This window comes from Flavobacterium sp. LMO8, assembly GCF_009495755.1.
Taxonomy (GTDB): domain Bacteria; phylum Bacteroidota; class Bacteroidia; order Flavobacteriales; family Flavobacteriaceae; genus Flavobacterium.
This window is the reverse complement of the sequence record NZ_WIBJ01000031.1, coordinates 658,246-682,977: the sequence shown is the minus strand read 5'-3', so window position 1 is coordinate 682,977 and position 24,732 is coordinate 658,246. Positions and strand designations below refer to the sequence as shown.

17 protein-coding genes and 4 tRNA genes are annotated in these 24,732 nt (G+C 34.5%); all 21 read right to left on the bottom strand.

From position 1 onward, the window contains the following. Nucleotides 1–104: 104 nt before the first annotated feature. Nucleotides 105–596: a GNAT family N-acetyltransferase gene (locus tag GFJ94_RS10960; RefSeq protein WP_153201560.1), complete on the bottom strand. Its 492-nt coding sequence runs from the start codon at nt 594–596 to the stop codon at nt 105–107. Between the two features lie 74 nt (nt 597–670). Beyond that, entirely contained in the window at nt 671–7,105 is a 6,435-nt protein-coding gene (locus GFJ94_RS10955; RefSeq protein WP_153201559.1) for a T9SS type A sorting domain-containing protein, read from the bottom strand. Between the two features lie 166 nt (nt 7,106–7,271). Beyond that, a complete protein-coding gene (locus GFJ94_RS10950; RefSeq protein ID WP_153201558.1) occupies nt 7,272–7,580 on the bottom strand; it encodes a DUF3467 domain-containing protein in 309 nt (102 codons plus the stop codon). Nucleotides 7,581–7,762: 182 nt separating this feature from the next. Next, complete coding sequence (gene rpoC, locus GFJ94_RS10945; protein WP_153201557.1) at nt 7,763–12,070, bottom strand: DNA-directed RNA polymerase subunit beta'; 4,308 nt, start codon at nt 12,068–12,070, stop codon at nt 7,763–7,765. Between the two features lie 239 nt (nt 12,071–12,309). Continuing rightward, nucleotides 12,310–16,122, bottom strand: coding sequence for a DNA-directed RNA polymerase subunit beta (rpoB, locus tag GFJ94_RS10940; RefSeq protein ID WP_153201556.1), 3,813 nt, complete (start codon nt 16,120–16,122; stop codon nt 12,310–12,312). Between the two features lie 240 nt (nt 16,123–16,362). After that, the gene (gene rplL, locus GFJ94_RS10935) at nt 16,363–16,734 is read right to left on the bottom strand and encodes a 50S ribosomal protein L7/L12 (protein ID WP_153201555.1); all 372 of its coding nucleotides are present in this window, start codon (nt 16,732–16,734) and stop codon (nt 16,363–16,365) included. 55 nt (nt 16,735–16,789) lie between these two features. Beyond that, a complete protein-coding gene (gene rplJ / locus GFJ94_RS10930) occupies nt 16,790–17,287 on the bottom strand; it encodes a 50S ribosomal protein L10 (RefSeq protein WP_153201554.1) in 498 nt (165 codons plus the stop codon). A gap of 22 nt (nt 17,288–17,309) precedes the next feature. Continuing rightward, on the bottom strand, nt 17,310–17,999 hold the full coding sequence (rplA, locus tag GFJ94_RS10925; protein ID WP_153201553.1) for a 50S ribosomal protein L1: 690 nt from the start codon (nt 17,997–17,999) through the stop codon (nt 17,310–17,312). Between the two features lie 19 nt (nt 18,000–18,018). Next, nucleotides 18,019–18,456, bottom strand: a complete 438-nt coding sequence (gene rplK, locus GFJ94_RS10920) for a 50S ribosomal protein L11 (RefSeq protein WP_008256586.1) — start codon at nt 18,454–18,456, stop codon at nt 18,019–18,021. Nucleotides 18,457–18,522: 66 nt separating this feature from the next. Next, on the bottom strand, nt 18,523–19,074 hold the full coding sequence (gene nusG, locus GFJ94_RS10915; RefSeq protein ID WP_153201552.1) for a transcription termination/antitermination protein NusG: 552 nt from the start codon (nt 19,072–19,074) through the stop codon (nt 18,523–18,525). Nucleotides 19,075–19,084: 10 nt separating this feature from the next. Next, on the bottom strand, nt 19,085–19,279 hold the full coding sequence (gene secE, locus GFJ94_RS10910; RefSeq protein WP_133610637.1) for a preprotein translocase subunit SecE: 195 nt from the start codon (nt 19,277–19,279) through the stop codon (nt 19,085–19,087). 15 nt (nt 19,280–19,294) lie between these two features. Further along, a tRNA-Trp gene (locus GFJ94_RS10905) sits at nt 19,295–19,366 on the bottom strand. Between the two features lie 54 nt (nt 19,367–19,420). Then, nucleotides 19,421–20,608, bottom strand: a complete 1,188-nt coding sequence (gene tuf, locus GFJ94_RS10900) for an elongation factor Tu (protein WP_026724875.1) — start codon at nt 20,606–20,608, stop codon at nt 19,421–19,423. 58 nt (nt 20,609–20,666) lie between these two features. Further along, nucleotides 20,667–20,738 (bottom strand) — tRNA-Thr (locus tag GFJ94_RS10895). A 70-nt stretch (nt 20,739–20,808) separates the two neighbouring features. Further along, nucleotides 20,809–20,890, bottom strand: a tRNA-Tyr gene (locus GFJ94_RS10890). A gap of 32 nt (nt 20,891–20,922) precedes the next feature. Further along, nucleotides 20,923–20,996: transfer RNA gene (locus GFJ94_RS10885), tRNA-Thr, on the bottom strand. Nucleotides 20,997–21,088: 92 nt separating this feature from the next. After that, nucleotides 21,089–21,391: a ribosome hibernation-promoting factor, HPF/YfiA family gene (hpf, locus tag GFJ94_RS10880; protein WP_153201551.1), complete on the bottom strand. Its 303-nt coding sequence runs from the start codon at nt 21,389–21,391 to the stop codon at nt 21,089–21,091. Nucleotides 21,392–21,424: 33 nt separating this feature from the next. After that, on the bottom strand, nt 21,425–22,315 hold the full coding sequence (locus tag GFJ94_RS10875) for a tyrosine-type recombinase/integrase (protein WP_153201550.1): 891 nt from the start codon (nt 22,313–22,315) through the stop codon (nt 21,425–21,427). A 66-nt stretch (nt 22,316–22,381) separates the two neighbouring features. Then, nucleotides 22,382–22,576: a 30S ribosomal protein S21 gene (gene rpsU / locus GFJ94_RS10870; protein WP_111567655.1), complete on the bottom strand. Its 195-nt coding sequence runs from the start codon at nt 22,574–22,576 to the stop codon at nt 22,382–22,384. Nucleotides 22,577–22,648: 72 nt separating this feature from the next. Then, nucleotides 22,649–23,818 carry an acyl-CoA dehydrogenase family protein gene (locus GFJ94_RS10865; RefSeq protein WP_153201549.1) on the bottom strand — a complete coding sequence of 390 codons (1,170 nt, stop codon included), beginning with the start codon at nt 23,816–23,818 and terminating at the stop codon, nt 22,649–22,651. A 30-nt stretch (nt 23,819–23,848) separates the two neighbouring features. Further along, nucleotides 23,849–24,727 (bottom strand): helix-hairpin-helix domain-containing protein, encoded by an 879-nt coding sequence (locus GFJ94_RS10860; protein ID WP_153201548.1) that lies wholly within the window; start codon nt 24,725–24,727, stop codon nt 23,849–23,851. Nucleotides 24,728–24,732: the final 5 nt, after the last annotated feature.

The window sequence follows — 24,732 nt, the reverse complement described above, 5'->3', positions numbered from 1 at the left end:
TTAAAAATGTTACATATTAGTAAAACTTCCTTCCGAATAACTTCATGCAATTTACAAAACCCATTTCAAACCAAAATGTGGAAATCCGTAATGTTATAAACATTTTAAATTGCTATTTCCATCACATAATCATCCATTACGTAACCGTTTCCAATATCAATAACTTCGTCTTTTACTTTTGTAAAGCCTAGTTTGGTGTAAAAATGTAAGGCGTTGTTGTATTTATTTACGTTTAAGAAAATGGCTTTTTGGTTATTTTCAATAGCTTTTTCTTTAACCAATTCAAAGAATTGTCTACCTAAACCAGTGCCTTGTGTTTCGGGTAACACGTAAATTTTATGGATTTTTGTTTTGTTGGGTTCGCTATTAATTTCATAGGAAACAAAACCTACCTCTTTTCCATTATCGTCTTGTGCCAAATAAAAAACGTGACCTTTTTGTATTAATTCGCGCAAAGCGGTTTCGTTATAAAATTTGTCAATCATGTAATCTAATTGCTCTTTTGACAAGATTTCACCATACGCCACAGGCCAAATTTTCTTGGTTAAGTCGATTACTATTGGGAGTTGTTCTATTTTTAATGCTGTCAATTTCATGTTGCTAAAATAAAAACAAAAAGGGCCAACCTCTAAAGATTGACCCTTTTTTATTTAAAAAACTTAACTTAACTTTATTTTTTAATTACTTTAATTTCAGTTTGGCTTTCACCTGCGTTCACTTTTACAATATACATTGCAGCAGCTAATTCAGACATGTTTACCTCAACCTCAGTTTGATTTGGTGTTATTTGTTTCACCAATCTTCCACTTAAGTCATATACGTTAATCGCAGTAATTTCTTCATTATATCTAATTGATAAAATGTCTACAACTGGATTAGGATAAACAGTTAAAGCATTCATATCAAAAGAAGAAGTTCCTAAAGTAGTAACATCAAAACATGCACTTCTTGTAGTACATCCGTTTTTAGTTACTTCTACAGCATAACTTCCAATAGCAGTTACTAAATATGATTGAGAAGTTGCTCCTCCAATAGGTGTGTATACAGGACCTGCATCACAAGTAACCCATTGATAAGTTGCACCAGCTTCTGCCACTGTTAATGTATCATCTAAACGAGAAATTGTAGTATCTGGTAAAGCACTTACCTCTACATCTACAGTTGCTGTAGTAAAACAAGTTGTAGCTGCAGTTGAAGTTACAGTATAAGTCTGAGTTCCAATAGTTGAAGATTTTACATAAACTGTTGTAGCATTGGTTCCTGTATAAGGAATTGTTGCAGCAGCATCTGTGTATAAATCTGTTAATGGAGCCCAAGTTACAGTCGTTGGTTGAGAACTTACCCAATCAAATGTTGTATTTAATCTTCTTAAGCTAAGAGTTCCTGTTGGATTAGAAGCTACATAAGCATTTGAACTTCCAAAAGAAGTAGATGTTACTGAAGAAACTGTTTTATTGTCTGGAGTAGCAGTATAATAAGTACTTGAGTTATTTGTTGCATCAGCTCCAGTATTTCTAACATCTAAAATAATATTAGAAACGCCATCCCATACATAAGGAGTATTAAATGTAATTGTATTTACACCTAATTGTTGATTATAGGTTGCCGCAGCGAAAACTTCAGTTAATCCTGTAGTAACAAATCCTGTTAATACTGACAATCCAGTGTTAGCCATGTGAACACGATAATCTGAAACAAATGCAGCAGAACCAATAGTAGTAATATTAAATTTAATACCATTAATATTACCTGCTTCTACACCTGCAGCATTTAATTCAGCTGCTGTAAATACCATTTGCATCCAATAATGCTCATATCTATTATTAAAAGCAGTTGGCTCTATACCGTTTTGAGTTGTAACTGTAGTATCAGAACCAATTGTCGTTGAACCTGAAGATCCAATTGTTCCACCTGTAACAGCTAACGACTGAATACCATCAACACAAATTATTGGTGAAGCTGGAGTAATAGTAATTGCAGTAGGAACCGGATTCACATCAACATCAAACGTTGTAGATGTTACACATAATGCACCAGAAGTTTGACTAGCAGTTAAAGTATAACTAGTTGCAGTAGTTGGATTAAAAGTCCATCCTGTTGTTTCATCTCCTGTTACTCCAGTTGCAGGAGACCATACGAAAGTATCATAATCCCCAGAACCAGCAGTTAAAGTAACAACACTTGAAGAATCACCTTCACAAATTGTTGTATTTGCTGCGCTTAAAGTTAAAGCTGGCGGTGAAGAAACAGTAGCTACCACAGCAACTCTTGGTGAAGAACAAATTAATTGACCATTAATTGTAAATCTTGGTCTATTAGATGATGTACTATTTACAGAGGTTTCATCTAGCATTGCTATTGGAGTAAAACTATCTCTTTGTCTATAAGCTGCAGAAACAAAACCTACATTATCCACTTTCATTGTTGTTGATGTAGCTGTAGTTGCAGACGGAACTCTAGACCATGAAATTGAAACTACAATATTAGAAGTTCCATCCCAAACAAAACTACTTGTAGTTCCTGCTCCTGTACCAAATGTTAAATTATTTACAGAACCCGCAACAGGTGTAAAACCATCGTTTGCTTCAGTACCTGCATAAACAAAAGTTAAACCAGCATTTGGTATAAATGTAGTTGTTGGTGCAGTTGTAGAAGCAGTATGTCCAATTTGAACAAAGAATCCTTGATATGTTTGACCAGAGTTTGTTGGTTCAAACCCAAGATTAGTTATAGGTCCAGCCGTTAATCCAGCTTGGATTAATTCTGAAGCACGAATTATATACTGGGTTTTAGATCCTCCCCAGAAACCAGGAAAGAAACTTGCCGCTGTAGATGAGGAGTTTGTTGCACCTGCTCCTAAAACTAAACTACCTGCAGAAGCAGTTGTTGCAGCAGCATAGAAAGTAGTTGTTGTTGCAATTGAAGGTGTTGTAAATGAAGAACCAGAAGCTAATGAAGAACCTCCAGTTGCAGCTGCGAACCAATTAATAGTTGCACCAGCACTTTGTGTAGCACTTAAATCAACAGTTCCTGCTCCACATCTAGTAGCTGGCACAGTTGCAGTTACTTCATTTGCAAAAGTTATTTGCACTGGAGTTGAAGCAGTAGTTGAAGGACCTGAAGCACAAGTCACTTCACACATAAAGTAAGTAGATTCAGTTGGCGTAGTAGAATAAGTCGGATTAGTTTCTGTAGGAATTGAAGAATACGTCACTCCGTCAGGTGATGAAAACCATTGATAAGTTACACCAGAACCTGTTGTTAAATTTTGTAAACTTAAAGTAACAGAAGTTCCTAAACAAATTGAGTTATCTGAAGCAATTGTATTACCTGGTGTTGGAGCTCCAGCACAAGCATTAGAATCTGCATAACTTAAAAATCCTGTATAGCTAGCACTTAAAACAGGTGTTGTAGATTCAGTTGAAACCCCGGCAACAGCAGTTGCAACAGAACCAAAAGTACTTGTATATTCTCCACTAGCAGAAGGTGCTTGAACTGGAATACTTGTTGCTAAAATTCCAGCATCACCTACTCTTACATTAATATCACTAATTGTTCCAGATATTAATGGTAATTCCCATCTTCTGTTAGTTCCCATATTTGCAATCGCAGCATTTTGTGTTCCAGTATTGGTATCAAAAGTTTCTGCCTTCATTACAGTTGCAGCTGTAGTAGCTGGTGCAGCCCAAACAGGAGCATACGCTACTTTACCAACAGGGAATAATAAATAATTTGTATTTGCATTAGCATTAGCAATAGTTCTCGCGAAAGGACCTCTAACCATGTTAGTATCACTTGGCGTACCTGCTAAAGTTCCTCCTGCAGTTGCAGTTCCTAATGTTAATAAATTTGTATTTGTAGTATTAATGATACCAGATGTCATTGTTAATGTACCACTAACCGATAATGGAGCATTTAATGTTACACCTGTTGCATTAGTATTATTAACTAAAAAAGAAGTTAAATTTGCTGTAGGTGTAGTAGCTAAATTTCTATAAACACCTGTACCTCCTATTGTTTGAGGATTTGTTGTTGCAGAAACAGTACCATTTAAATAATTAGCTAATCCAAACAATGTAGTAGATGTAAAAGTCCCATTATTTAATACATTCCCAGCGACATAAGAAGTACCAAAGACTACTTCCGAACTTGTTTCAATAGTCATATTTCCGCTAAATCCTAAAGTATAAGTTGTAGTTACTTGTCTATTTGTTCCTCCAAGCGTATTTACTTCTAAGTTACCAAATAAAATTCTATTAGAACCTACCCAAGTATTCAATCTAAATCCATTAGTCGCATTCCCTCCTGCATCTGTTGAAACACCATCCCCTAATCTAAGAGTATGTGTATTTGGAACGTTTACGTGAGCAGTACTATTATTGTAAGCTAAAGTATTTGACGCTGTTGTATTAGCGTGTGGGTCTAAAATAGTTAATGCACCACCTGTCCAGTTAATGAATTGTGAATTTAATTGAACGATTGCAACACCAGATGCAACAGAATTTGCCACAATACCACCTTCATTACCATCAACAAGAATATCCCCGCCACTTTGATTAAAAATAGAAGCTGCATTGTGTACCATATTTCCATTAACTGCTAATAGACCACCTGAAACGGTTAAAGTACCACTATTCGCTAAAGTATTATTGTTTAATGTACAACCTACTGTTAAATCTCCAGCAGAAACTTCCAATGTACCTCCTGTTGCTATTGTTACATTTCTTGCCACATTACCTGAAGTAGTAGATGTAACTGTATGACCGTTTGCAATTACAGCAACATCTGCACAAGATGGCACAACTCCACCATTCCAAGTAGAACCTGTATTCCAATCTCCAGAAGCAACAGAAACAATTGGAACATCAGACACATTAACTCCAAGATGTAAACCTGTCGCGGAAGTTAAATCGGCAGTTGAAACCCCACTTCTTTGTCCATATGGAGCACTTGAAGTATTAACGTGAGTTCCTGATATCGCAACACTTTCACCTGTAATTCTTGCACCAAGTGCAGTAGTAAAGAAAGCATTTGGAGTAAACATTGTTACCCAGTTTGAAGCAGCAGCAGGTGTTGTACCATCTAGTGTAACTACAAAATTACCATCCCATTGATTAGTAACCGTATAAGCACCATCAACAATACTTAATCCTGTAGTACTTGTTGTAGCGTTATTATAAGTTACTGCATATTTACCACCCGCCGAAGGAGTTGTTCTACCAACATAGAATATTCTTTGATCTCCAGTTGGTGAATAAAAAGGATATCTTCCAGCCGCAGCTGTTGGAATAGCTGTTGGTCCTGAAGTAGTATAACCTGTCTGAGCGGCTGTCCACCATCTAGAAAATGTTCCGTTTAAAAAACCTCCATTTGTAGATGTAAATGTATTACCAGTATCCGCAGCAACAGCTGATCCAATACCAAAGTTAATTTTATTGTTATTTAAATTAATTTTAGCATTTGCTATATTTAAATTATATGCAACACTTATATCATCAAAATCCCAATTAATATTTGGAATTGTTGTTGATGTATTGGTAAAAATTAAATTTCTTATTAAGTTACTAGCAAACGTACCAGAACCAGAAATTGTCTGAACTGTACTTCCATTTAATGTTAAACTTCCTGCAGTTGTTGCTCCAACAGATAAATCAATATTTCCATCGTTTACTATATTTCCTGTAACAACTAAAGCCTTTCCTATAGTGCCATTAAACACAAGGAATTCTCCTCCTGCTTCAATAGTTAAATTACCATTAACATTAAAAGTAGTTGGTGTTACACCATATTCTAATGAACCTTGAACTATTAAGTTATTAATTGACATGCCAGCCGCGTCTATCGTAACGGTGTGAGCCGCAACTGTTGCGTTATCAACACCTGTTGGAACTGCATTTGCATCCCAAGTAGCAGGATCATTCCAGTTACCATCAGTAATTGAAACAAAAAAGCCTGGAGGGTTTGTTGCTTGAGAACCTGAAATTTCAGTTGAATATATTGCCTCAGAAAGTGCCTGAACTTTATAATAATATAACGTACTTGGTGTTAAACCTGTTTGTATAGAATTGTAAGCTCCACCAGTAGCAGCTACTGTTGTTGAAGCAATAGTTGTAGTAACAACATTTGTTGTAAAAGCGACATCTGTTGCTCTTGTTACTAAAAATCCAAATTCATTTATTGAGTCATCTACCCAGTTTACAGTTGTACCCGATGATGTAACTCCCGAAAAAGTTAAAGTTGTTGGTGCTGTAACAGCTAAAGTTGATGGTGTAAACACATAAGTTCTTCTTGAACCATCAGCACTAGAATCTAAATTTGCTATAGCACCTACAACGTAAGTGTTATTTACATAAGCAGTTCCGTTTGTTGTAACTGCATTGGTTGATGAAGTTACGGAAGCAATTGTTCCTGCCGTTGTTCCTGCAGAAAAACCAATAATTGGGCCTGTAAAAAAAGCATCTGCAACTGACATAGATCCGTATACAAACTCAATAATTCCAGATGTTTCGTATATCCTTGCTTGATACGTAGCATTAGAAATTGATGATTGATAATCCATCTCCATATTTAACCACTCTACCACAAGTGTTCTGTTTGGAGCTGAACCAATTATTTTATAATGTACTTTACCTGTTGAGTGCGTAGCTTGGTCACCACCAAAAGGAGCAATAAACAGCCTTGTAGCTGATCCTGTATTAGTAGTACCAGATGTACCAATCGCAGCATTTCCTAGAGCAAAAGCTCCATTTGTATTGGCAGAGAAATTGGTATGCGTAACTCCCATACCAATAAAATCAAATCCAATTGGATTAACTGAAGATGCCACATCGTCTAAACCCGATGCTAGCAATTGAGTTGTTCCTGTTGACATATCAACGGTATTTCCATTAGCATCTAAGGCTAATGAACCAGTTGTTGTTGTACTAAAGGCATAGTTTGTTACTGATTGCCCTTGTACAAAAACAAAAGAAAACAACATCAAAAACACAGTCATAAAGAGCACTAAAGTTCCTTTTTTTACCGAGAAAGATGTCGATTCTTGTTTTTTCAAATTTGCTGAGCCATTAAAAACAAAGGCATCAACTGAATCGTAGTTGTTTATCATATAGTTAATTTTTATTAATTGCCGTAAAAAAATTTAAGTTTGCCTACAAAAAGCTATACAATTTCTGAAAAAAAACAATATCTTAGATAAATCAACGATGAAATACAATTTTAACCGATAAAATACTTAAAATAAAAATCCTCAATAACTCTTGAGGATTTCCTAACTAAGCTTGTCCTGTAGGACCAAAATTTAGAGGAATTGGCATTTGTTCGCCTTCTTCAATTTTTCCGTGCGCGTTTTCGAAACGATTAATATTTTCACCTAATGCTTTTAATAAACGTTTTGCATGTTGTGGTGTTAAGATAATTCTTGATTTTACTTTTGCTTTTGGCACTCCAGGCATAATTGTTACAAAATCGACAACAAATTCAGAATTGGAGTGATTTATGATTGCTAAATTTGAATAGGTTCCTTCAGCCGTTTGCTCGTCTAACTCAATGTTAATTTGCCCTTGCTGGTTATTATTTTCCATAATTTTTAATTTTTAAATATATAAGTCATTGAAGTTTTTGAATTTATTTGACCTGTATAATATTAGTTGATATAAACAATATTTGAAAATCTTATACAAGAATAAGTATTATTAGTGTAAAAAAAAAGCCTAACAGAAAAATCTGTTAGGCTTTTGGATATTTGAATAATAGTTACTAATTATTAGTAGTTAAACTCTTCTTTAGCAGCCATAAGTTCGTTGTACTCTTCTTTAGAACCTACTATTGTATTATCGTAGTCTCTCATACCTGTACCGGCTGGAATTCTGTGACCTACAATAACGTTTTCTTTTAATCCTTCTAAAGTATCTACTTTACCTGCAACTGCAGCTTCGTTTAATACTTTAGTAGTTTCCTGGAACGATGCAGCAGAAATAAATGATTTTGTTTGTAACGATGCTCTCGTAATACCTTGAAGTACTGGAGTAGCAGTTGCTGTAATAACATCACGAGCTTCTACTAAATTTTTATCATTACGTTTTAATAACGAATTTTCATCTCTTAACTGACGTGGAGAAATAATTTGACCCGGTTTTAAATTTTCAGAGTCACCTGCTTCTTCCACTACTTTCATTCCGTATAACTTGTCGTTTTCAACAAGGAAATCACTAGTATGAGCTAATTGATCTTCCAAGAATAATGTATCTCCTGGATCAACAATTCTTACTTTACGCATCATTTGACGAATTACTACCTCAAAGTGTTTGTCGTTGATTTTTACCCCTTGTAAACGGTAAACTTCTTGAATTTCATTTACTAAATACTGTTGAACAGCAGATGGCCCTTGAATTCTTAAAATATCTTCTGGAGTAATTGCACCATCAGAAAGTGGCGTACCTGCTTTCACGTAGTCATTCTCTTGTACTAAGATTTGGTTCGAAAGTTTTACTAAGTATTTCTTCACTTCACCAAATTTAGACTCGATAGCGATTTCACGGTTACCTCTTTTTATTTTTCCGAAAGTAACTACACCGTCAATTTCAGAAACTACTGCTGGGTTAGATGGATTACGAGCTTCTAATAACTCGGTAATTCTTGGTAAACCTCCCGTGATATCGCCTGTTTTAGAAGAACGACGTGGGATTTTTACTAAAATTTTACCTGCTTTAATTTTCTCGCCATCATCTACCATAAGGTGAGCTCCAACTGGTAAGTTATATGAACGAATTAATTCGCCATCTTTTCCGTAAATCAATAAAGTAGGAACTAATTTTTTATTTCTACCTTCAGAAATTACTTTTTCTTGGAAACCTGTTTGCTCATCGATTTCAACTAAGAACGATTGTCCTTGTTCTAAATCTTCGTAAGCAATTTTTCCTGTAAATTCTGAAACAATAACTCCATTATATGGATCCCATTTACAGATTGTAGTACCTTTTTCAACAACGTCTCCGTCTTTAACAAAAATACTTGAACCGTAAGGAATATAGTGTGTATTTAATAAAATTCCAGTTTTAGCATCTACTAATTTTAATTCCGTAGAACGAGAAATTACGATATCAACAGTGTTTCCTTCAGCATCTTCACCTTTAACTGTTTTTAAATCTTCAATTTCTAATCTACCTGCAAAACGAGTAACAATGCTAGATTCTTCAGAGATACCTCCAGCAACCCCTCCAACGTGGAACGTACGAAGTGTTAACTGCGTACCTGGCTCACCAATTGATTGCGCTGCAATAACTCCAACTGCTTCACCTTTCTGAGTCATCTTACCTGTAGCTAAGTTTCTTCCGTAACATTTTGCACAAATACCTTTTGTAGCTTCACATGTTAATGGAGAACGCACTTCTACTCTTTCGATTGGAGATGCTTCAATTTTCTTAACGACAGCTTCTGTAATTTGTTCACCAGCATGAATTAAAACTTCATTATCAAGAGGATTAATTACATTTTGTAAAGCTACACGTCCTAAGATTCTTTCTCCTAAAGTTTCAACGATTTCTTCATTTTTCTTTAAAGCAGAAACTTCAATTCCTCTTAAAGTACCACAATCTACAGAGTTTACAATAACATCTTGAGATACATCATGTAATCTACGCGTTAAGTAACCTGCATCGGCAGTTTTAAGAGCCGTATCCGCAAGACCTTTACGAGCACCGTGAGTAGAAATGAAGTACTCAAGAATCGAAAGACCTTCCTTAAAGTTAGATAAAATCGGGTTTTCAATAATTTCACCACCACCAGCGGTTGATTTTTTAGGCTTAGCCATCAAACCACGCATACCAGTTAACTGACGAATCTGTTCTTTAGAACCCCTTGCTCCAGAGTCAAGCATCATATATACCGAGTTGAAACCTTGTTGGTCTTCACGGATATTTTTCATTGCTAACTCTGTTAATTGAGCATTAGCAGAAGTCCAGATATCAATAACTTGGTTGTAACGTTCGTTATTGGTAATAAGACCCATACTATAGTTCATCGAAATTCCATCAACTTGCTCACGAGCATCAGCTATTAACTGCGTTTTTTGTTCTGGAATTCTAATATCACCTAATGAGAATGACAATCCTCCACGGAATGCGAACTTATACCCCATATCTTTCATGTTATCCAAGAAAGCTGCTGTTGTAGGAACGTCAGTAACCGCTAAGATTTTACCAATAATATCACGAAGTGATTTCTTAGTTAATACCTCATTAATATATCCTGCAGCTTCAGGTACTACTTCATTAAATAATACTCTACCTGCTGTAGTTTGGATAATTTTATAAACTAATTCACCTTCTTCATTAAAATCTCTTGCTCTAATTTTCACTCTAGCATTTAATTCTAATTTTCCTTCATTCAAAGCAATATTTACTTCTTCAGCAGAATAGAAAGTTAAACCTTCTCCTAAAATTTTCATTTCTGGAGTAGACAAACGCTCTTTGGTCATGTAATAAAGACCAAGTACCATGTCTTGAGAAGGTACTGTAATTGGAGCACCGTTAGCAGGATTCAAGATATTGTGAGAAGCCAACATTAATAATTGTGCCTCTAAAATAGCTTCTGGCCCTAATGGTAAGTGAACCGCCATCTGGTCACCATCGAAATCGGCGTTGAATGCCGTACATACTAATGGGTGTAACTGGATTGCTTTTCCTTCAATTAACTTAGGTTGGAATGCTTGAATACCTAAACGGTGAAGCGTAGGAGCACGGTTTAATAATACAGGATGTCCTTTAATTACATTCTCTAAAATATCCCATACAACTGGCTCTTTTTTGTCGATAATTTTCTTAGCCGACTTCACTGTTTTAACAATTCCTCTTTCGATTAACTTACGAATAACGAATGGTTTGTATAGTTCAGCAGCCATATCTTTTGGAAGACCACATTCGAACAATTTCATTTCTGGTCCAACGACAATTACTGAACGAGCAGAATAATCTACACGTTTTCCTAATAAGTTTTGACGGAAACGACCTTGTTTACCTTTTAATGAATCTGATAAAGATTTTAATGGTCTGTTTGATTCTGTTTTAACAGCAGAAGCTTTACGCGTGTTATCAAATAATGAATCTACAGATTCTTGTAACATACGTTTTTCGTTTCTTAAGATAACTTCTGGAGCTTTAATCTCCATTAATCTTTTTAAACGGTTGTTACGGATGATAACTCTTCTGTATAAATCATTTAAATCTGAAGTTGCGAAACGACCTCCATCAAGAGGCACTAACGGACGCAATTCTGGTGGAATAACTGGAATAACTTTTAAAATCATCCATTCAGGACGGTTTTCTCTATTTTTATTCGAGTCACGGAACGATTCTACAACATTTAAACGTTTTAACGCTTCAGTTTTACGTTGTTTAGATGTTTCGTTATTAGCAGCGTGACGTAAACTATAAGAAAGTTCGTCTAAGTCAGTACGAGCTAATAAATCCATAATACATTCAGCACCCATTTTAGCGATGAATTTATTAGGATCGTTGTCATCTAAATATTGATTTTCCATTGGAAGTGTATCTAAAATATTTAAATACTCTTCTTCCGTAAGGAAATCTAATCTTTGTAATGATTCGCCATCAGCGTTTTTAGCAACACCTGCTTGAATTACTACGTATCTTTCGTAGTAAATAATCATATCTAATTTCTTAGATGGTAAACCTAAAATATAACCAATTTTGTTTGGTAACGAACGGAAATACCAGATGTGAGCGATAGGCACAACAAGGTTGATGTGTCCAACTCTATCTCTACGTACTTTTTTCTCTGTTACTTCAACACCACATCGGTCACAAACGATTCCTTTGTAGCGAATTCTTTTATATTTTCCACAAGCACACTCGTAATCTTTTACTGGACCGAAAATACGTTCACAGAAAAGACCATCTCTTTCTGGTTTGTGAGTACGATAGTTGATAGTTTCTGGCTTTAAAACCTCACCTCTGGATTCTCCTAAAATTGATTCTGGAGAAGCTAATCCTATCGTGATTTTGTTAAATCTTTTGATTTGTTGCTTGTCTTTACTATTTCTATTATTCATCATAGTTTTTACTATTGATTTATTTTGCAATTAAAAATTGATTTTGTACAGACGTTGCGGTGCAACGTCTCTAACACGGATTACTTCTCTAAACTTCAAATCTAAAATTTTGAAGTGCTAATTATAAAAACCAAAAGGTTTAAATAAAAAATCGGAACGGTTTACGGTTATAAATCCTTAAAAACTTAATTATAAAAAGTATTCAGCTCAGAAAAAATCGGAACTGAATACTGCATTCTTTTTTATTCTTCTAATCTGATGTCTAAACCAAGACCTTTCAATTCATGCATTAATACATTGAATGATTCTGGCAATCCTGGTTCTGGCATAGTTTCACCTTTAACGATAGCTTCGTAAGTTTTAGCTCTACCAATAACGTCATCCGATTTAACAGTTAAGATTTCTCTTAAAGTACTTGATGCACCGTATGCTTCAAGTGCCCAAACCTCCATCTCTCCAAAACGCTGACCTCCAAATTGAGCCTTACCTCCTAATGGTTGTTGCGTAATTAACGAGTATGGACCAATAGAACGTGCGTGCATTTTATCATCTACCATGTGTCCTAATTTCAACATGTAAATTACACCCACAGTTGCACGTTGGTGGAAACGCTCTCCAGTTCCTCCATCATACAAGTATGTATGACCGAATCTTGGAATTCCAGCTTCGTCTGTAAATTCATTAATTTGATCTAAAGTAGCACCGTCAAAAATTGGAGTAGCAAATTTCTTGTTCAATTTTTGTCCAGCCCAACCAAGAACTGTTTCATAAATCTGACCGATGTTCATACGAGATGGTACCCCAAGTGGATTTAATACGATATCTACTGGTGTTCCGTCTTCTAAGAATGGCATATCTTCATGACGAACGATTTTAGCAACAATACCTTTGTTACCGTGACGTCCTGCCATTTTATCCCCTACTTTTAATTTACGTTTCTTAGCGATGTAAACTTTAGCAAGTTTTAAAATTCCAGAAGGTAATTCATCCCCAACAGTAATTGTAAATTTCTCTCTTCTTAACCAACCTTGTAAATCGTTTAATTTGATTTTGTAGTTGTGAATTAAGTCATTTACCATTGCATTGGTATGCTCATCTGTTGTCCATTGACCTTTAGTTAAGTGAGCAAAATCTTCTACTCCTTGTAACATCTTTTTAGTGAATTTTTTACCTTTTGGTAATACTTCTTCACCTAAATCGTTCATTACACCTTGAGAAGTTTTACCGTCGATGATAACAAATAATTTTTCAATTAATTTGTCTTTCAAGTCAGTATACTTAACTTCAAACTCAACTTCTAATTTATCAACGTCTTCTTTATCTTTAGAACGTTTTCTCTTATCTTTTACTGCTTTCGCAAATAATTTTTTGTCTAAAACTACACCGTGTAAAGATGGAGACGCTTTTAATGAAGCATCTTTTACATCACCCGCTTTATCCCCGAAGATAGCTCTTAAAAGTTTTTCTTCTGGAGTAGGATCTGATTCTCCTTTTGGTGTAATTTTTCCGATTAGAATGTCGCCAGGTTTAACCTCTGCACCAATTCTAATCATACCGTTTTCATCTAAATCTTTAGTAGCTTCTTCTGAAACGTTTGGAATATCATTAGTTAATTCTTCGTTACCTAATTTAGTATCACGAACTTCTAATGTATAATCATCAATATGTAATGATGTAAAAATATCATCACGAACTACTTTTTCAGAAATTACGATTGCATCCTCGAAGTTGTACCCTTTCCATGGCATGAACGCCACTTTTAAGTTTCTTCCGATTGCTAATTCTCCGTTTTGAGTAGCATAACCTTCACATAATACTTGTCCTTTAGCAACTCTGTCACCTTTTCTTACGATAGGTTTAAGGTTGATACAAGTACTTTGGTTGGTTTTTCTATATTTGATTAATTGATACGTTTTCTCATCTGAATCAAAGCTTACCATACGTTCTTCTTCAGTTCTGTCGTATTTGATAGTAATCATATTAGCATCAACATACTCAACAGTTCCGTTTCCTTCCGCATTGATTAATACTCTTGAATCAGAAGCAACTTGTCTTTCTAAACCAGTACCCACGATTGGAGCTTCAGGACGTAATAATGGAACGGCCTGACGCATCATGTTAGATCCCATCAACGCACGATTCGCATCATCATGTTCTAAGAAAGGAATCAATGAAGCTGAAATCGAAGCAATTTGATTTGGAGCAACGTCTGTATAATGAACGGCAGTTGGAGCAACCACTGGGAAATCTCCTTCTTCACGTGCAATAACATTCGTAGCAGTAATTTTACCTTTAGCATCCATTTCAATGTTTGCTTGAGCAATCATTTTACCTTCTTCCTCTTCAGCGCTTAAATAAACTGGAGTAGATTCTAAATCAACCACACCATCCGTTACTTTACGGTAAGGCGTTTCGATGAATCCCATTCCGTTTACTTTAGCATAAACTCCTAAAGATGAAATAAGTCCAATGTTTGGTCCCTCTGGAGTTTCAATTGGACAAAGTCTTCCGTAGTGTGTATAGTGAACGTCACGCACCTCGAAACCAGCTCTTTCTCTAGATAAACCTCCAGGTCCAAGGGCAGATAAACGACGTTTGTGTGTAATCTCTGCTAATGGATTTGTTTGATCCATGAACTGAGATAACTGGTTAGTTCCAAAGAAAGAGTTAATAACCGATGATAATGTTTTAGCATTAATCAAATCGATTGGTGTAAACACCTCGTTATCACGAACGTTCATTCTTTCACGGATTGTTCTAGCCATACGAGCTAAACCTACTCCGAACTGAGCTGATAATTGCTCACCAACTGTTCTTACACGACGGTTTGATAAGTGATCAATATCATCAATCTCTGCTTTAGAGTTGATTAATTCGATCAAATATTTAACGATTGTAATAATATCTTCTTTCGTTAAAACTTGTTTTTCCATTGGAATATCAAGGTTTAACTTTTTGTTCATTCTGTAACGACCAACTTCACCTAAGTTATAACGTTGATCAGAGAAGAACAATTTATCTATAATACCACGAGCCGTTTCCTCATCAGGCGGTTCCGCGTTACGTAATTGTCTGTAAATGTGTTCAACAGCCTCTTTTTCAGAGTTTGTTGGATCTTTTTGTAACGTATTATGAATAATTGTATAATCAGCCGCGTTGTTATCCTCTTTATGTAAAAGGATAGTTTTTACGTCTGCTTCAATTATTTCTTCGATATTATCTTTATCAAGGATTGTATCACGATCTAAGATAATTTCATTACGTTCGATAGAAACTACTTCTCCAGTATCTTCATCTACGAAATCTTCATGCCATGTATTTAATACACGAGCAGCAAGTCTTCTTCCAGCATATTTTTTAATACCCGTTTTAGAAACTTTAATTTCTTCTGCTAAGTCGAAAATTTCCAAGATATCTTTATCTCTTTCAAATCCGATTGCTCTAAATAAAGTAGTAACAGGTAATTTTTTCTTTCTATCAATATACGCATACATTACGTTATTGATATCAGTAGCGAATTCAATCCAAGAACCTTTAAAAGGAATAATTCTGGCAGAATACAATTTAGTTCCATTTGCATGGAAAGACTGTCCAAAGAATACACCTGGAGATCTATGTAATTGCGATACAACTACACGCTCAGCACCATTAATTACGAATGTACCACTAGGAGTCATATATGGTATTGTTCCTAAATACACATCTTGAACGATTGTTTCAAAATCCTCGTGTTCAGGGTCAGTACAATATAATTTTAGTCTAGCTTTAAGAGGAACGCTATACGTTAAACCTCTGTCAATACACTCTTCGATGGTATATCTAGGTGGATCAATAAAATAATCTAGGAATTCTAATACGAACTGATTTCTCGTATCCGTAATTGGAAAGTTTTCCATGAAGGTATTATACAGCCCTTCGTTGCCTCTTTCGTCAGATTTAGTTTCCAATTGGAAAAAATCTTTAAACGATTTTACCTGAATATCTAGGAAATCTGGATATTGAGGAATGTTCTTAGTAGAAGCAAAATTTAATCTTTCAGTCTGATTAGCAATCATCAATGGATAAAATTTTGATTTAAAAAAAGTAATTTTTGTGTAAATACACTGTTTTAATAATACTTCCTTTTTAATAAACAATACATCTTTAAAATAAACCAGGAAAGTTAGTTTAATTTTTTTCTTCGTTATTGTTTACTTTAAAACGCATAAAAAATACAATAATTTAATATACGCAAAATGGTTTAGGTCTTTGAGAACACTCTCAAGACCTAAACCTAGCTTATTAATGAGTAAAAATTATTTTAACTCAACTACAGCTCCTGCTTCTTCTAAAGCTTTCTTAAGACCTTCAGCCTCATCTTTAGAAACACCTTCTTTTACATTTGTTGGTGCAGCATCAACTAAATCTTTTGCTTCTTTAAGACCTAAACCAGTTAATTCTTTAACTGCTTTAACAACTCCTAATTTAGAAGCACCAGCTTCTTTTAATACTACTGTAAATTCAGTTTGCTCAGCAGCAGCTCCAGCAGCTCCACCACCAGCAGCAACTACAACAGCTGCAGCAGCAGGCTCGATACCATACTCATCTTTTAATATTGTTGCTAATTCGTTAACTTCTTTAACTGTTAAGTTAACTAATTGTTCTGCGAATTGTTTCAAATCTGCCATTTTTTCTATCGTTTAAAATGTTTTGTAAAAAATATAATTTATTTGTGCGTACTTATTATTCTGCTCCTTCTTCCTTGTTAGGTTGATTTTTAAGAGCTGCAATAACTCTTTGAGCAGGAGATTGTAATAATCCAATGATTTCTCCGATAACTTCTTCTTTAGACTTGATAGCTACTAAGCTGTCTAATAAATTATCACCGATGTAAATTTCCTGGTTAATATAAGCTCCTTTAAAAAGTGGTTTTTCACCATTCTTACGAAATTCTTTAATGATTTTTGCTGGACCATTAGCCGTATCAGCAATAAACATAGAAGTATTTCCTTTAAGAACTGTTGATAAATCACCAAAGTCGCTATCAGAAGCTTCCATTGCTTTTTCAAGTAATGTATTCTTCACAACTTCTAATTTAATACCTGCTTTAAAACAAGCTCTTCTTAAGTTTGAAGTAGTATCTGCATCTAGTCCTGAAATGTCTGCTAAATAGATAACATTAACATCCGCTAACTGTGCAGTTAAATCTTTAATCGCGATTGATTTTTCTTCTCTAGTCATACTAAAAATTTTTAACTACCAATTATATTGCTTTAGGATCTAAAGCAATAGCAGGACTCATTGTACAAGATAAGTGAATAGACTTAATATATGTACCTTTAGCTGCAGTTGGTTTTAATTTGATTAATGTTTGAACGATTTCGTGTGCATTTTCATAGATTTTATCAGCATCAAAAGATACTCTACCTATTCCTGCGTGAACGATACCAGTTTTATCAACTTTGAAATCGATTTTACCAGCTTTTACTTCTGCAACAGCTTTAGCAACATCCATAGTTACAGTTCCTGTTTTAGGGTTAGGCATTAAACCTCTTGGTCCTAAAACACGTCCTAATGGACCTAATTTACCCATAACAGCTGGCATAGTGATAATTACATCAATATCTGTCCAACCATCTTTGATTTTTTGAAGATAATCATCTAAACCTACGTGGTCTGCACCAGCAGCTTTAGCTTCCGCTTCTTTATCTGGAGTAACAAGAGCTAAAACTCTTACATCTTTACCAGTTCCGTGAGGTAATGTTACAACCCCTCTTACCATTTGATTCGCTTTTCTTGGATCTACCCCTAATTTAACTGCGATATCAACAGACTCATCAAATTTTGCAGAAGCAACTTGTTTAATTAATGCAGAAGCATCTTTTAAACTATAAAGTTTATTCTTCTCAATTTTTGCTGCAGCCTCTTTTTGCTTTTTTGTCAATTTTGCCATTGTCTAATTCTTTTAACGATTAAAAAGGAGCATTCCCTGTTACTGTTATACCCATAGATCTAGCTGTACCTGCAATCATACTCATAGCTTTCTCTAATGTAAATGCATTTAGATCGGCCATTTTGTCTTCAGCAATAGCTTTAATTTGGTCCCAAGTAACACTTGCAACTTTTTTACGATTTGGTTCACCAGAACCAGACTTTAATTTAGCTGCTTCTAATAATTGAATTGCAGCAGGTGGCGTTTTAACAACGAAGTCAAAAGACTTGTCTTTATACACAGTAATTTGTACTGGTAAAACTTTGCCAGGTTTATCTTGTGTTCTTGCATTGAACTGCTTACAGAACTCCATGATGTTAACCCCAGCAGCCCCCAAAGCAGGTCCAACCGGTGGCGATGGATTCGCTGCACCTCCCTTAACTTGTAGTTTAACTACTTTACTAACTTCTTTTGCCATTTTTAAAAAAATTTAGCACATCTATCAATTGGAAGCGATTGATGTGATTTATATATGTAACGAAAATTATACTTTTTCAACTTGCATAAAACTTAACTCTAAAGGTGTTTTTCTTCCGAAAATTTTCACCATTACTTCAAGTTTACGCTTTTCTTCATTTACTTTTTCAATAGTTCCATTGAAACCATTAAAAGGACCATCTACCACCTTAACTGTTTCACCAATAGTATAAGGAATTACTACATTATCCACTGTAACAGATAATTCATCTACTTTACCTAACATTCTGTTTACTTCAGATTGTCTTAATGGCACAGCATCACCACCTTTAGTTTCACCTAAAAAACCGATAACTCCTGGAATCGATTTGATGATATGAGGAATTTCACCAGTTAAGTTAGCTTCGATCATAATATAACCAGGAAAGTATACTTTATCCTTAGCTATTTTTTTCCCATCTTTAACTTGAACTACTTTTTCAGTAGGAACAAGAACCTGAGAAATATAATCAGCCATACCTAATCTAGCTGTTTCTGTTTCAATGTAAGCTTTAACTTTGTTTTCCTGACCACTTACAGCTCTTACTACATACCACTTATTAACATTATTATCAGCCATACTGTAAGTACTATTTTAAAATGTTAAAAAAACCTTCAAGTGCTTTTACAAATAATTCATCAACACCCCAAGTTAATAGAGCGAAAACAATTGAAAATACAGCTACAATAATTGTCAAACGTTGCACATCTGCCCAAACTGGCCAAGTAACATTCGTTTTCAATTCATGAAATGCTTCAGATATGTAATTAACTACTTTTGTCATTTTAATCTTTATTTGCACGGGCGGAGGGATTCGAACCCCCATCAATGGTTTTGGAGACCACTATACTAACCCTTGTACTACGCCCGTTTGTTAAAAAACCAGCAGCGGAACTGCTGGTTTAATTATTATTTTGACTTATAATTAGTCTAAAATTTCAGTAACCTGACCAGCACCTACTGTTCTACCACCTTCACGGATAGCGAAACGTAAACCTACTGACAAAGCGATAGGACTTAATAATTGAACATCAATTGTTAAGTTATCACCAGGCATAACCATCTCTACACCAGCTGGTAAAGAAATAGTACCTGTTACATCAGTTGTTCTTACGTAGAACTGAGGACGGTAGTTATTGTGGAATGGAGTGTGACGCCCACCTTCTTCTTTTTTCAAGATATACACCTCAGCTTTGAAATGAGCGTGTGGTTTAACTGATCCTGGCTTAATGATAACCATTCCTCTTTTGATATCTTCTTTAGCGATACCTCTTAATAATAAACCTACGTTATCTCCAGCTTCACCTCTATCAAGAATTTTACGGAACATCTCAACTCCTGTAATAGTAGAAGTTAATTTATCAGCTCCCATACCAATGATTTCAACAGCATCTCCTGTATTAGCAACTCCAGTTTCGATACGACCCGTAGCAACAGTTCCACGTCCTGTAATTGTAAACACATCTTCAACTGGCATTAAAAATGGTTTTTCAACGTCACGAACTGGTAATTCAATCCAGTTGTCAACAGCATCCATTAACTCCATAATAGTAGCAACCCATTTTGGATCTCCGTTTAATCCTCCTAAAGCAGAACCCTGAACAACAGGACCATTATCACCATCATACTGATAGAAAGACAATAAATCTCTGATTTCCATTTCTACTAATTCTAATAATTCAGCATCATCAACCATATCCACTTTATTCATGAATACAACCATTCTAGGCACACCTACTTGACGACCTAAAAGGATGTGCTCTCTTGTTTGTGGCATAGGACCATCTGTAGCAGCAACTACTAAGATAGCACCGTCCATTTGAGCAGCACCTGTAACCATGTTCTTAACGTAATCCGCGTGACCTGGACAGTCAACGTGAGCGTAGTGACGGTTAGCTGTAGAATATTCTACGTGAGATGTATTAATAGTAATACCTCTTTCTTTTTCTTCTGGAGCATTATCAATTTGATCAAATGATTTTGCTTCTGATAAACCAGCATCAGCTAATACTTTAGTAATTGCAGCTGTTAACGTAGTTTTACCGTGGTCAACGTGTCCGATAGTTCCAATATTTAAATGGGGCTTCGAACGATCAAAGGTTTCTTTTGCCATGATTTAATAATTTAATCTTAGTTATATATTAGTGTTCAAAAAATAAACTTTTTTTAAGAGCCAATGACGGGAATTGAACCCGTGACCTCTTCCTTACCAAGGAAGCACTCTACCCCTGAGCTACACCGGCTTTTGTGTATTCAGAAGTTAGCCATCAGAATTCAGAAAACCAAATCCTTCTCTCTAAATTCAAAATCTCGTGGGGAGAGCAGGATTCGAACCTGCGAAGACGTAGTCAGCGGATTTACAGTCCGCCCTCGTTGGCCGCTTGAGTATCTCCCCAAACCTTTTACATTCAGTTACTTATAACTTTGAGCCGATGGAGGGACTCGAACCCACGACCTGCTGATTACAAATCAGCTGCTCTAGCCAGCTGAGCTACACCGGCAACTTAAATATAAAAAGTCCGCTATTTCTAACGGACTGCAAATGTATATAATTTATTTTTGAATCAAAACATTTTTTATGTTTTTTTTCTTTTTATGAATGCGCTCTTAATTTTTCTTTTCGTTTTAAGATTACACGCTCTAAAGAATCAACCGATAAATCTACTCCTTCTTCAAAACTCTTTTCAGTTTTTTTAACCACAAAATCGTCGCCAGGAACATTAATTTTTATCTCTACTGTTTTATTTTCTTTATCACTCGTATTTTCAAGCCTTAAAAAAACTTCAGCTGAAACTATTTTATCGTAATATTTTTCTAATTTATCCATTCGCTCTTGAATGAAATCTACCAATTTTCTGTCTACATTAAAATTTACTGCTTGCACATTAACTTTCATAATTCTGTTAATTAAAATGGTTATACAATCGAGTTATTTCTTATTTCTAGGATGCGCTTCTTGATACACTTTTTTTATTTCAGCCAAACTGCTGTGCGTATATATCTGAGTAGACGATAAACTAGCATGACCTAATAACTCTTTTACGGAATTTAAATCGGCTCCATTATTCAACAAATGTGTTGCAAAGGAATGCCTAAGAACGTGTGGACTCTTTTTTTCTTTTTTCGAGACAGTACTAAAGTAATCATTTATTAAACGATAAACAAGTGATTCACTTACTTTATTTCCGGTTTTAGATAAAATTAACACCTCACCATCATTAATCCTCTCTAATTGATTTCGTTGCTCCTTATATAATCTATAAAGTTCAATAGTACAATCTAACATCGGAATAATTCGTTCTTTATTTCGTTTTCCTAAAACTCTAATTGTTTTTTGAATTTCGTTTACACTATTCATTTTTAAGTTAATCAACTCTGCTCTACGAATTCCAGTTGTGTAAAAAAGTTCTATTACAAATTGATTTCGAATACCTTCAAAGTCATTTGCGTATTCATTTTCAGAAAAAACATCTTGTAACTCTTTTTCGGAAAAAGGAATTTGAACTTTCTTCGCAGTTTTTAAAGATTTATGTTTCAACAATGGATTAATCGAAATTTGCTTCACCTTCAACAAAAATTTGTAATACGATTTTAAAGCCGATATTTTACGATTAACTGAAGTGGTTGAAATATTTTGCTCTACAAGAACCACAATCCAATTTCTAACATGTGGGTAAATAACTTCTTCGAGATTTACAGATTGACCGAGAAGATATTCTTGAAAAGATTTAATATCATCTAAATAAGCACGAACCGTTAAAGGAGAATAGTTTTTCTCTTTAACTAAATAATCCTGATATGCTTGTAGATTTGTAGACATAAAAAAAACCGCTAACAACAAAGTTACACTTTATTAGTTAGCGGTTAGTATAGTTTATTCAAAAAATTAACTCTCTAATGAGTCTCTTAATCCTTGAATGTAAGATGCTTTTTGGATCTTAGCTCTGTTTACAACAGATGGTTTAATGAAAGCTTGACGAGCACGTAACTGACGAACAGTTCCTGTTTTATCAAATTTTCTTTTATAGCGCTTTAATGCTCTATCGATATTTTCTCCGTCTTTAATTGGTATAATTAACATAATATAGACACCTCCTCTCGTTAAGGCTGCAAATGTAGAAAATAATTCTGAATTAAAAATTATAAATCAAAATTATTTAACCGCTGGTTTATAATTCTGATTATCAATTATCATTTTTGATAAAATTTCTTTCAGAATCTCAGAAGTTCCTCCACCAATTGGACCTAAACGACTATCTCTTAACAAACGTGCCAAAGGATATTCTTCCATATAACCGTAACCACCTAACATTTGTAAGCAATCGTAAATTGCTAAATCTGCCACTTTAGTTGATTTTAATTTTGCCATGGTAGCTTCTTTAACAACGTATTCTTTTTTATCTAAACGAGCTACAGCAGCATAATTAAACAATTTGCAATGCTCAATTTCTGTTGCATGTTCAACCATGGTATGCCTCAAGGCTTGAAACTTATTGATTGTGCTTCCAAAAGCTTCACGCTGTGACATATACTCAATAGTATATTCAATGGCATATTCTGCTCTTGCATGCGCATTAATTGCCATAATTAAACGCTCAAAAGCAAAGTGTTGCATGATATATGGAAAACCTTTTCCTTCTTCTCCCATTAAGTTTTCTGCAGGAATTTCAACATTATCAAATGCTATTTCAGCAGTATCAGAAGCTCTCCATCCTAATTTATCTAACTTTGTTGCCGAAATTCCTTTTAGATTTGTATCCACCAAGAACATACTAATACCTTTATTACCTAGTTCAGGACTTGTTTTTGCAGCTACAACATAATAATCTGCATAAACACCATTTGTAATAAATGTTTTTGAACCATTAATAATGTATTTATCTCCATTTTTTGCAGCTGTAGTTCGCATTCCTGCTACATCACTACCTCCAAAAGGTTCAGTTACACATAAAGCGCCTATTTTTTTACCCGAAATACTTGGCGCTAAATACTCTTGTTTAATTCGCTCACTACCTTCAGCATTTAAATGTGTCATTGCTAAATAAGCATGAGCCCACATAGCAGCCGCAAAGCCAGAAGATTTAATTTTTTGGAGCTCTTCTAAAAAAACAACTGTGTAAAATAAATCTAAGTTCATTCCTCCGTAAACTTCTGGATAGTTTAATCCAAAGAAACCCATTTCGCCAAATTTTCCCCAAATGAAACGTTCAATTGTTCCTGATTTTTCCCATTTTTCGATATGAGGAACAACTTCTTTATGCAAAAAATCTTTAAAACTTTGTCTGAATAATTCGTGCTCTTCAGTGAAATATATTGAATTCATAAAATTAATGTATTGATTTTATTTATTTTTTTAGAATTCCAAATATAAGGCGATTATTTTGATTTTTTCGTTAGGCATTCCCTTAATTTTTGTTAAATCCGTAATGTCTTTTATACCATTGTTCATTGTTCTATACACAACAATTTCTTTTGCAAGAGCATAATTAAAACAAGGAAACTTTGCCAATTCTTTCATTGACAAATCATTAATTGCTATTTTTTTAATTTCGGAGGTATTTTTAACAAAGAAACGTTTTTGTAAATCAGTAATAGCTTCTAGACTAATTCCCCATATAAACTGAAATTGTTCCATGCTAACAAAACCACCAAGCTTTTCTTTTTCTAGCAAAATTTTGTCCGCCAATTTTTCCCCAATACCATACACCGCGATTAAATCTTCTCGTGTTGCTGTGTTTATATCTTTTTGGATAATTTTTTCCTTTTCCTTTGGTAAAAACTTATGGAATTTTTCCGAAGTAGACGTTCTTTTATTTACAACCCAATCAGGAAATTTAAAATACGGACTAATCTTAGATAGAAAATCATTTGAAACTTGAGTTACCTGTTGAAATTCTTTTGCAGAATTTACAAATTTTCCTTGTTTTCGATACGCATGTAAACGGTCAATTTCTTGAATTGTCATTCCTAATTTATATCCTTTATAATCCGTTATATAATTAGGATTAAAAGGATAAATAGTATCCTTACTATTTGTTTTTATTTGTTTTAAACTATCAATTTCATTTTGAACTAATAACCACGCTTTATCTTCTTTTATTTCTTTATTCTGAAATAAATTTTCGGATAGAAAAAAATAAGCTAATTGTCCAAAAAGAATGAGTAGTAATAACAAGAAAATCCCACTTCGGTGTTCTCTTGAAAACATGAAGTAGGATTTTATTTTGTTCATTTTAT

Coding starts and splice junctions, on each gene's coding strand:
- rplJ (WP_153201554.1), bottom strand. CDS start 17,287: ATGACTAGAGAAGAAAAATCAATCGCGATTAAAGATTTAACTGCACAG.
- rpsU (WP_111567655.1), bottom strand. CDS start 22,576: ATGTTAATTATACCAATTAAAGACGGAGAAAATATCGATAGAGCATTA.
- rplK (WP_008256586.1), bottom strand. CDS start 18,456: ATGGCAAAAGAAGTTAGTAAAGTAGTTAAACTACAAGTTAAGGGAGGT.
- rpoB (WP_153201556.1), bottom strand. CDS start 16,122: ATGATTGCTAATCAGACTGAAAGATTAAATTTTGCTTCTACTAAGAAC.
- GFJ94_RS10950 (WP_153201558.1), bottom strand. CDS start 7,580: ATGGAAAATAATAACCAGCAAGGGCAAATTAACATTGAGTTAGACGAG.
- nusG (WP_153201552.1), bottom strand. CDS start 19,074: ATGGCTGATAATAATGTTAATAAGTGGTATGTAGTAAGAGCTGTAAGT.
- GFJ94_RS10865 (WP_153201549.1), bottom strand. CDS start 23,818: ATGAATTCAATATATTTCACTGAAGAGCACGAATTATTCAGACAAAGT.
- rpoC (WP_153201557.1), bottom strand. CDS start 12,070: ATGATGAATAATAGAAATAGTAAAGACAAGCAACAAATCAAAAGATTT.
- tuf (WP_026724875.1), bottom strand. CDS start 20,608: ATGGCAAAAGAAACCTTTGATCGTTCGAAGCCCCATTTAAATATTGGA.
- hpf (WP_153201551.1), bottom strand. CDS start 21,391: ATGAAAGTTAATGTGCAAGCAGTAAATTTTAATGTAGACAGAAAATTG.
- secE (WP_133610637.1), bottom strand. CDS start 19,279: ATGACAAAAGTAGTTAATTACATATCTGAAGCATTTCATGAATTGAAA.
- GFJ94_RS10875 (WP_153201550.1), bottom strand. CDS start 22,315: ATGTCTACAAATCTACAAGCATATCAGGATTATTTAGTTAAAGAGAAA.
- GFJ94_RS10955 (WP_153201559.1), bottom strand. CDS start 7,105: ATGATAAACAACTACGATTCAGTTGATGCCTTTGTTTTTAATGGCTCA.
- GFJ94_RS10960 (WP_153201560.1), bottom strand. CDS start 596: ATGAAATTGACAGCATTAAAAATAGAACAACTCCCAATAGTAATCGAC.
- GFJ94_RS10860 (WP_153201548.1), bottom strand. CDS start 24,727: ATGAACAAAATAAAATCCTACTTCATGTTTTCAAGAGAACACCGAAGT.
- rplA (WP_153201553.1), bottom strand. CDS start 17,999: ATGGCAAAATTGACAAAAAAGCAAAAAGAGGCTGCAGCAAAAATTGAG.
- rplL (WP_153201555.1), bottom strand. CDS start 16,734: ATGGCAGATTTGAAACAATTCGCAGAACAATTAGTTAACTTAACAGTT.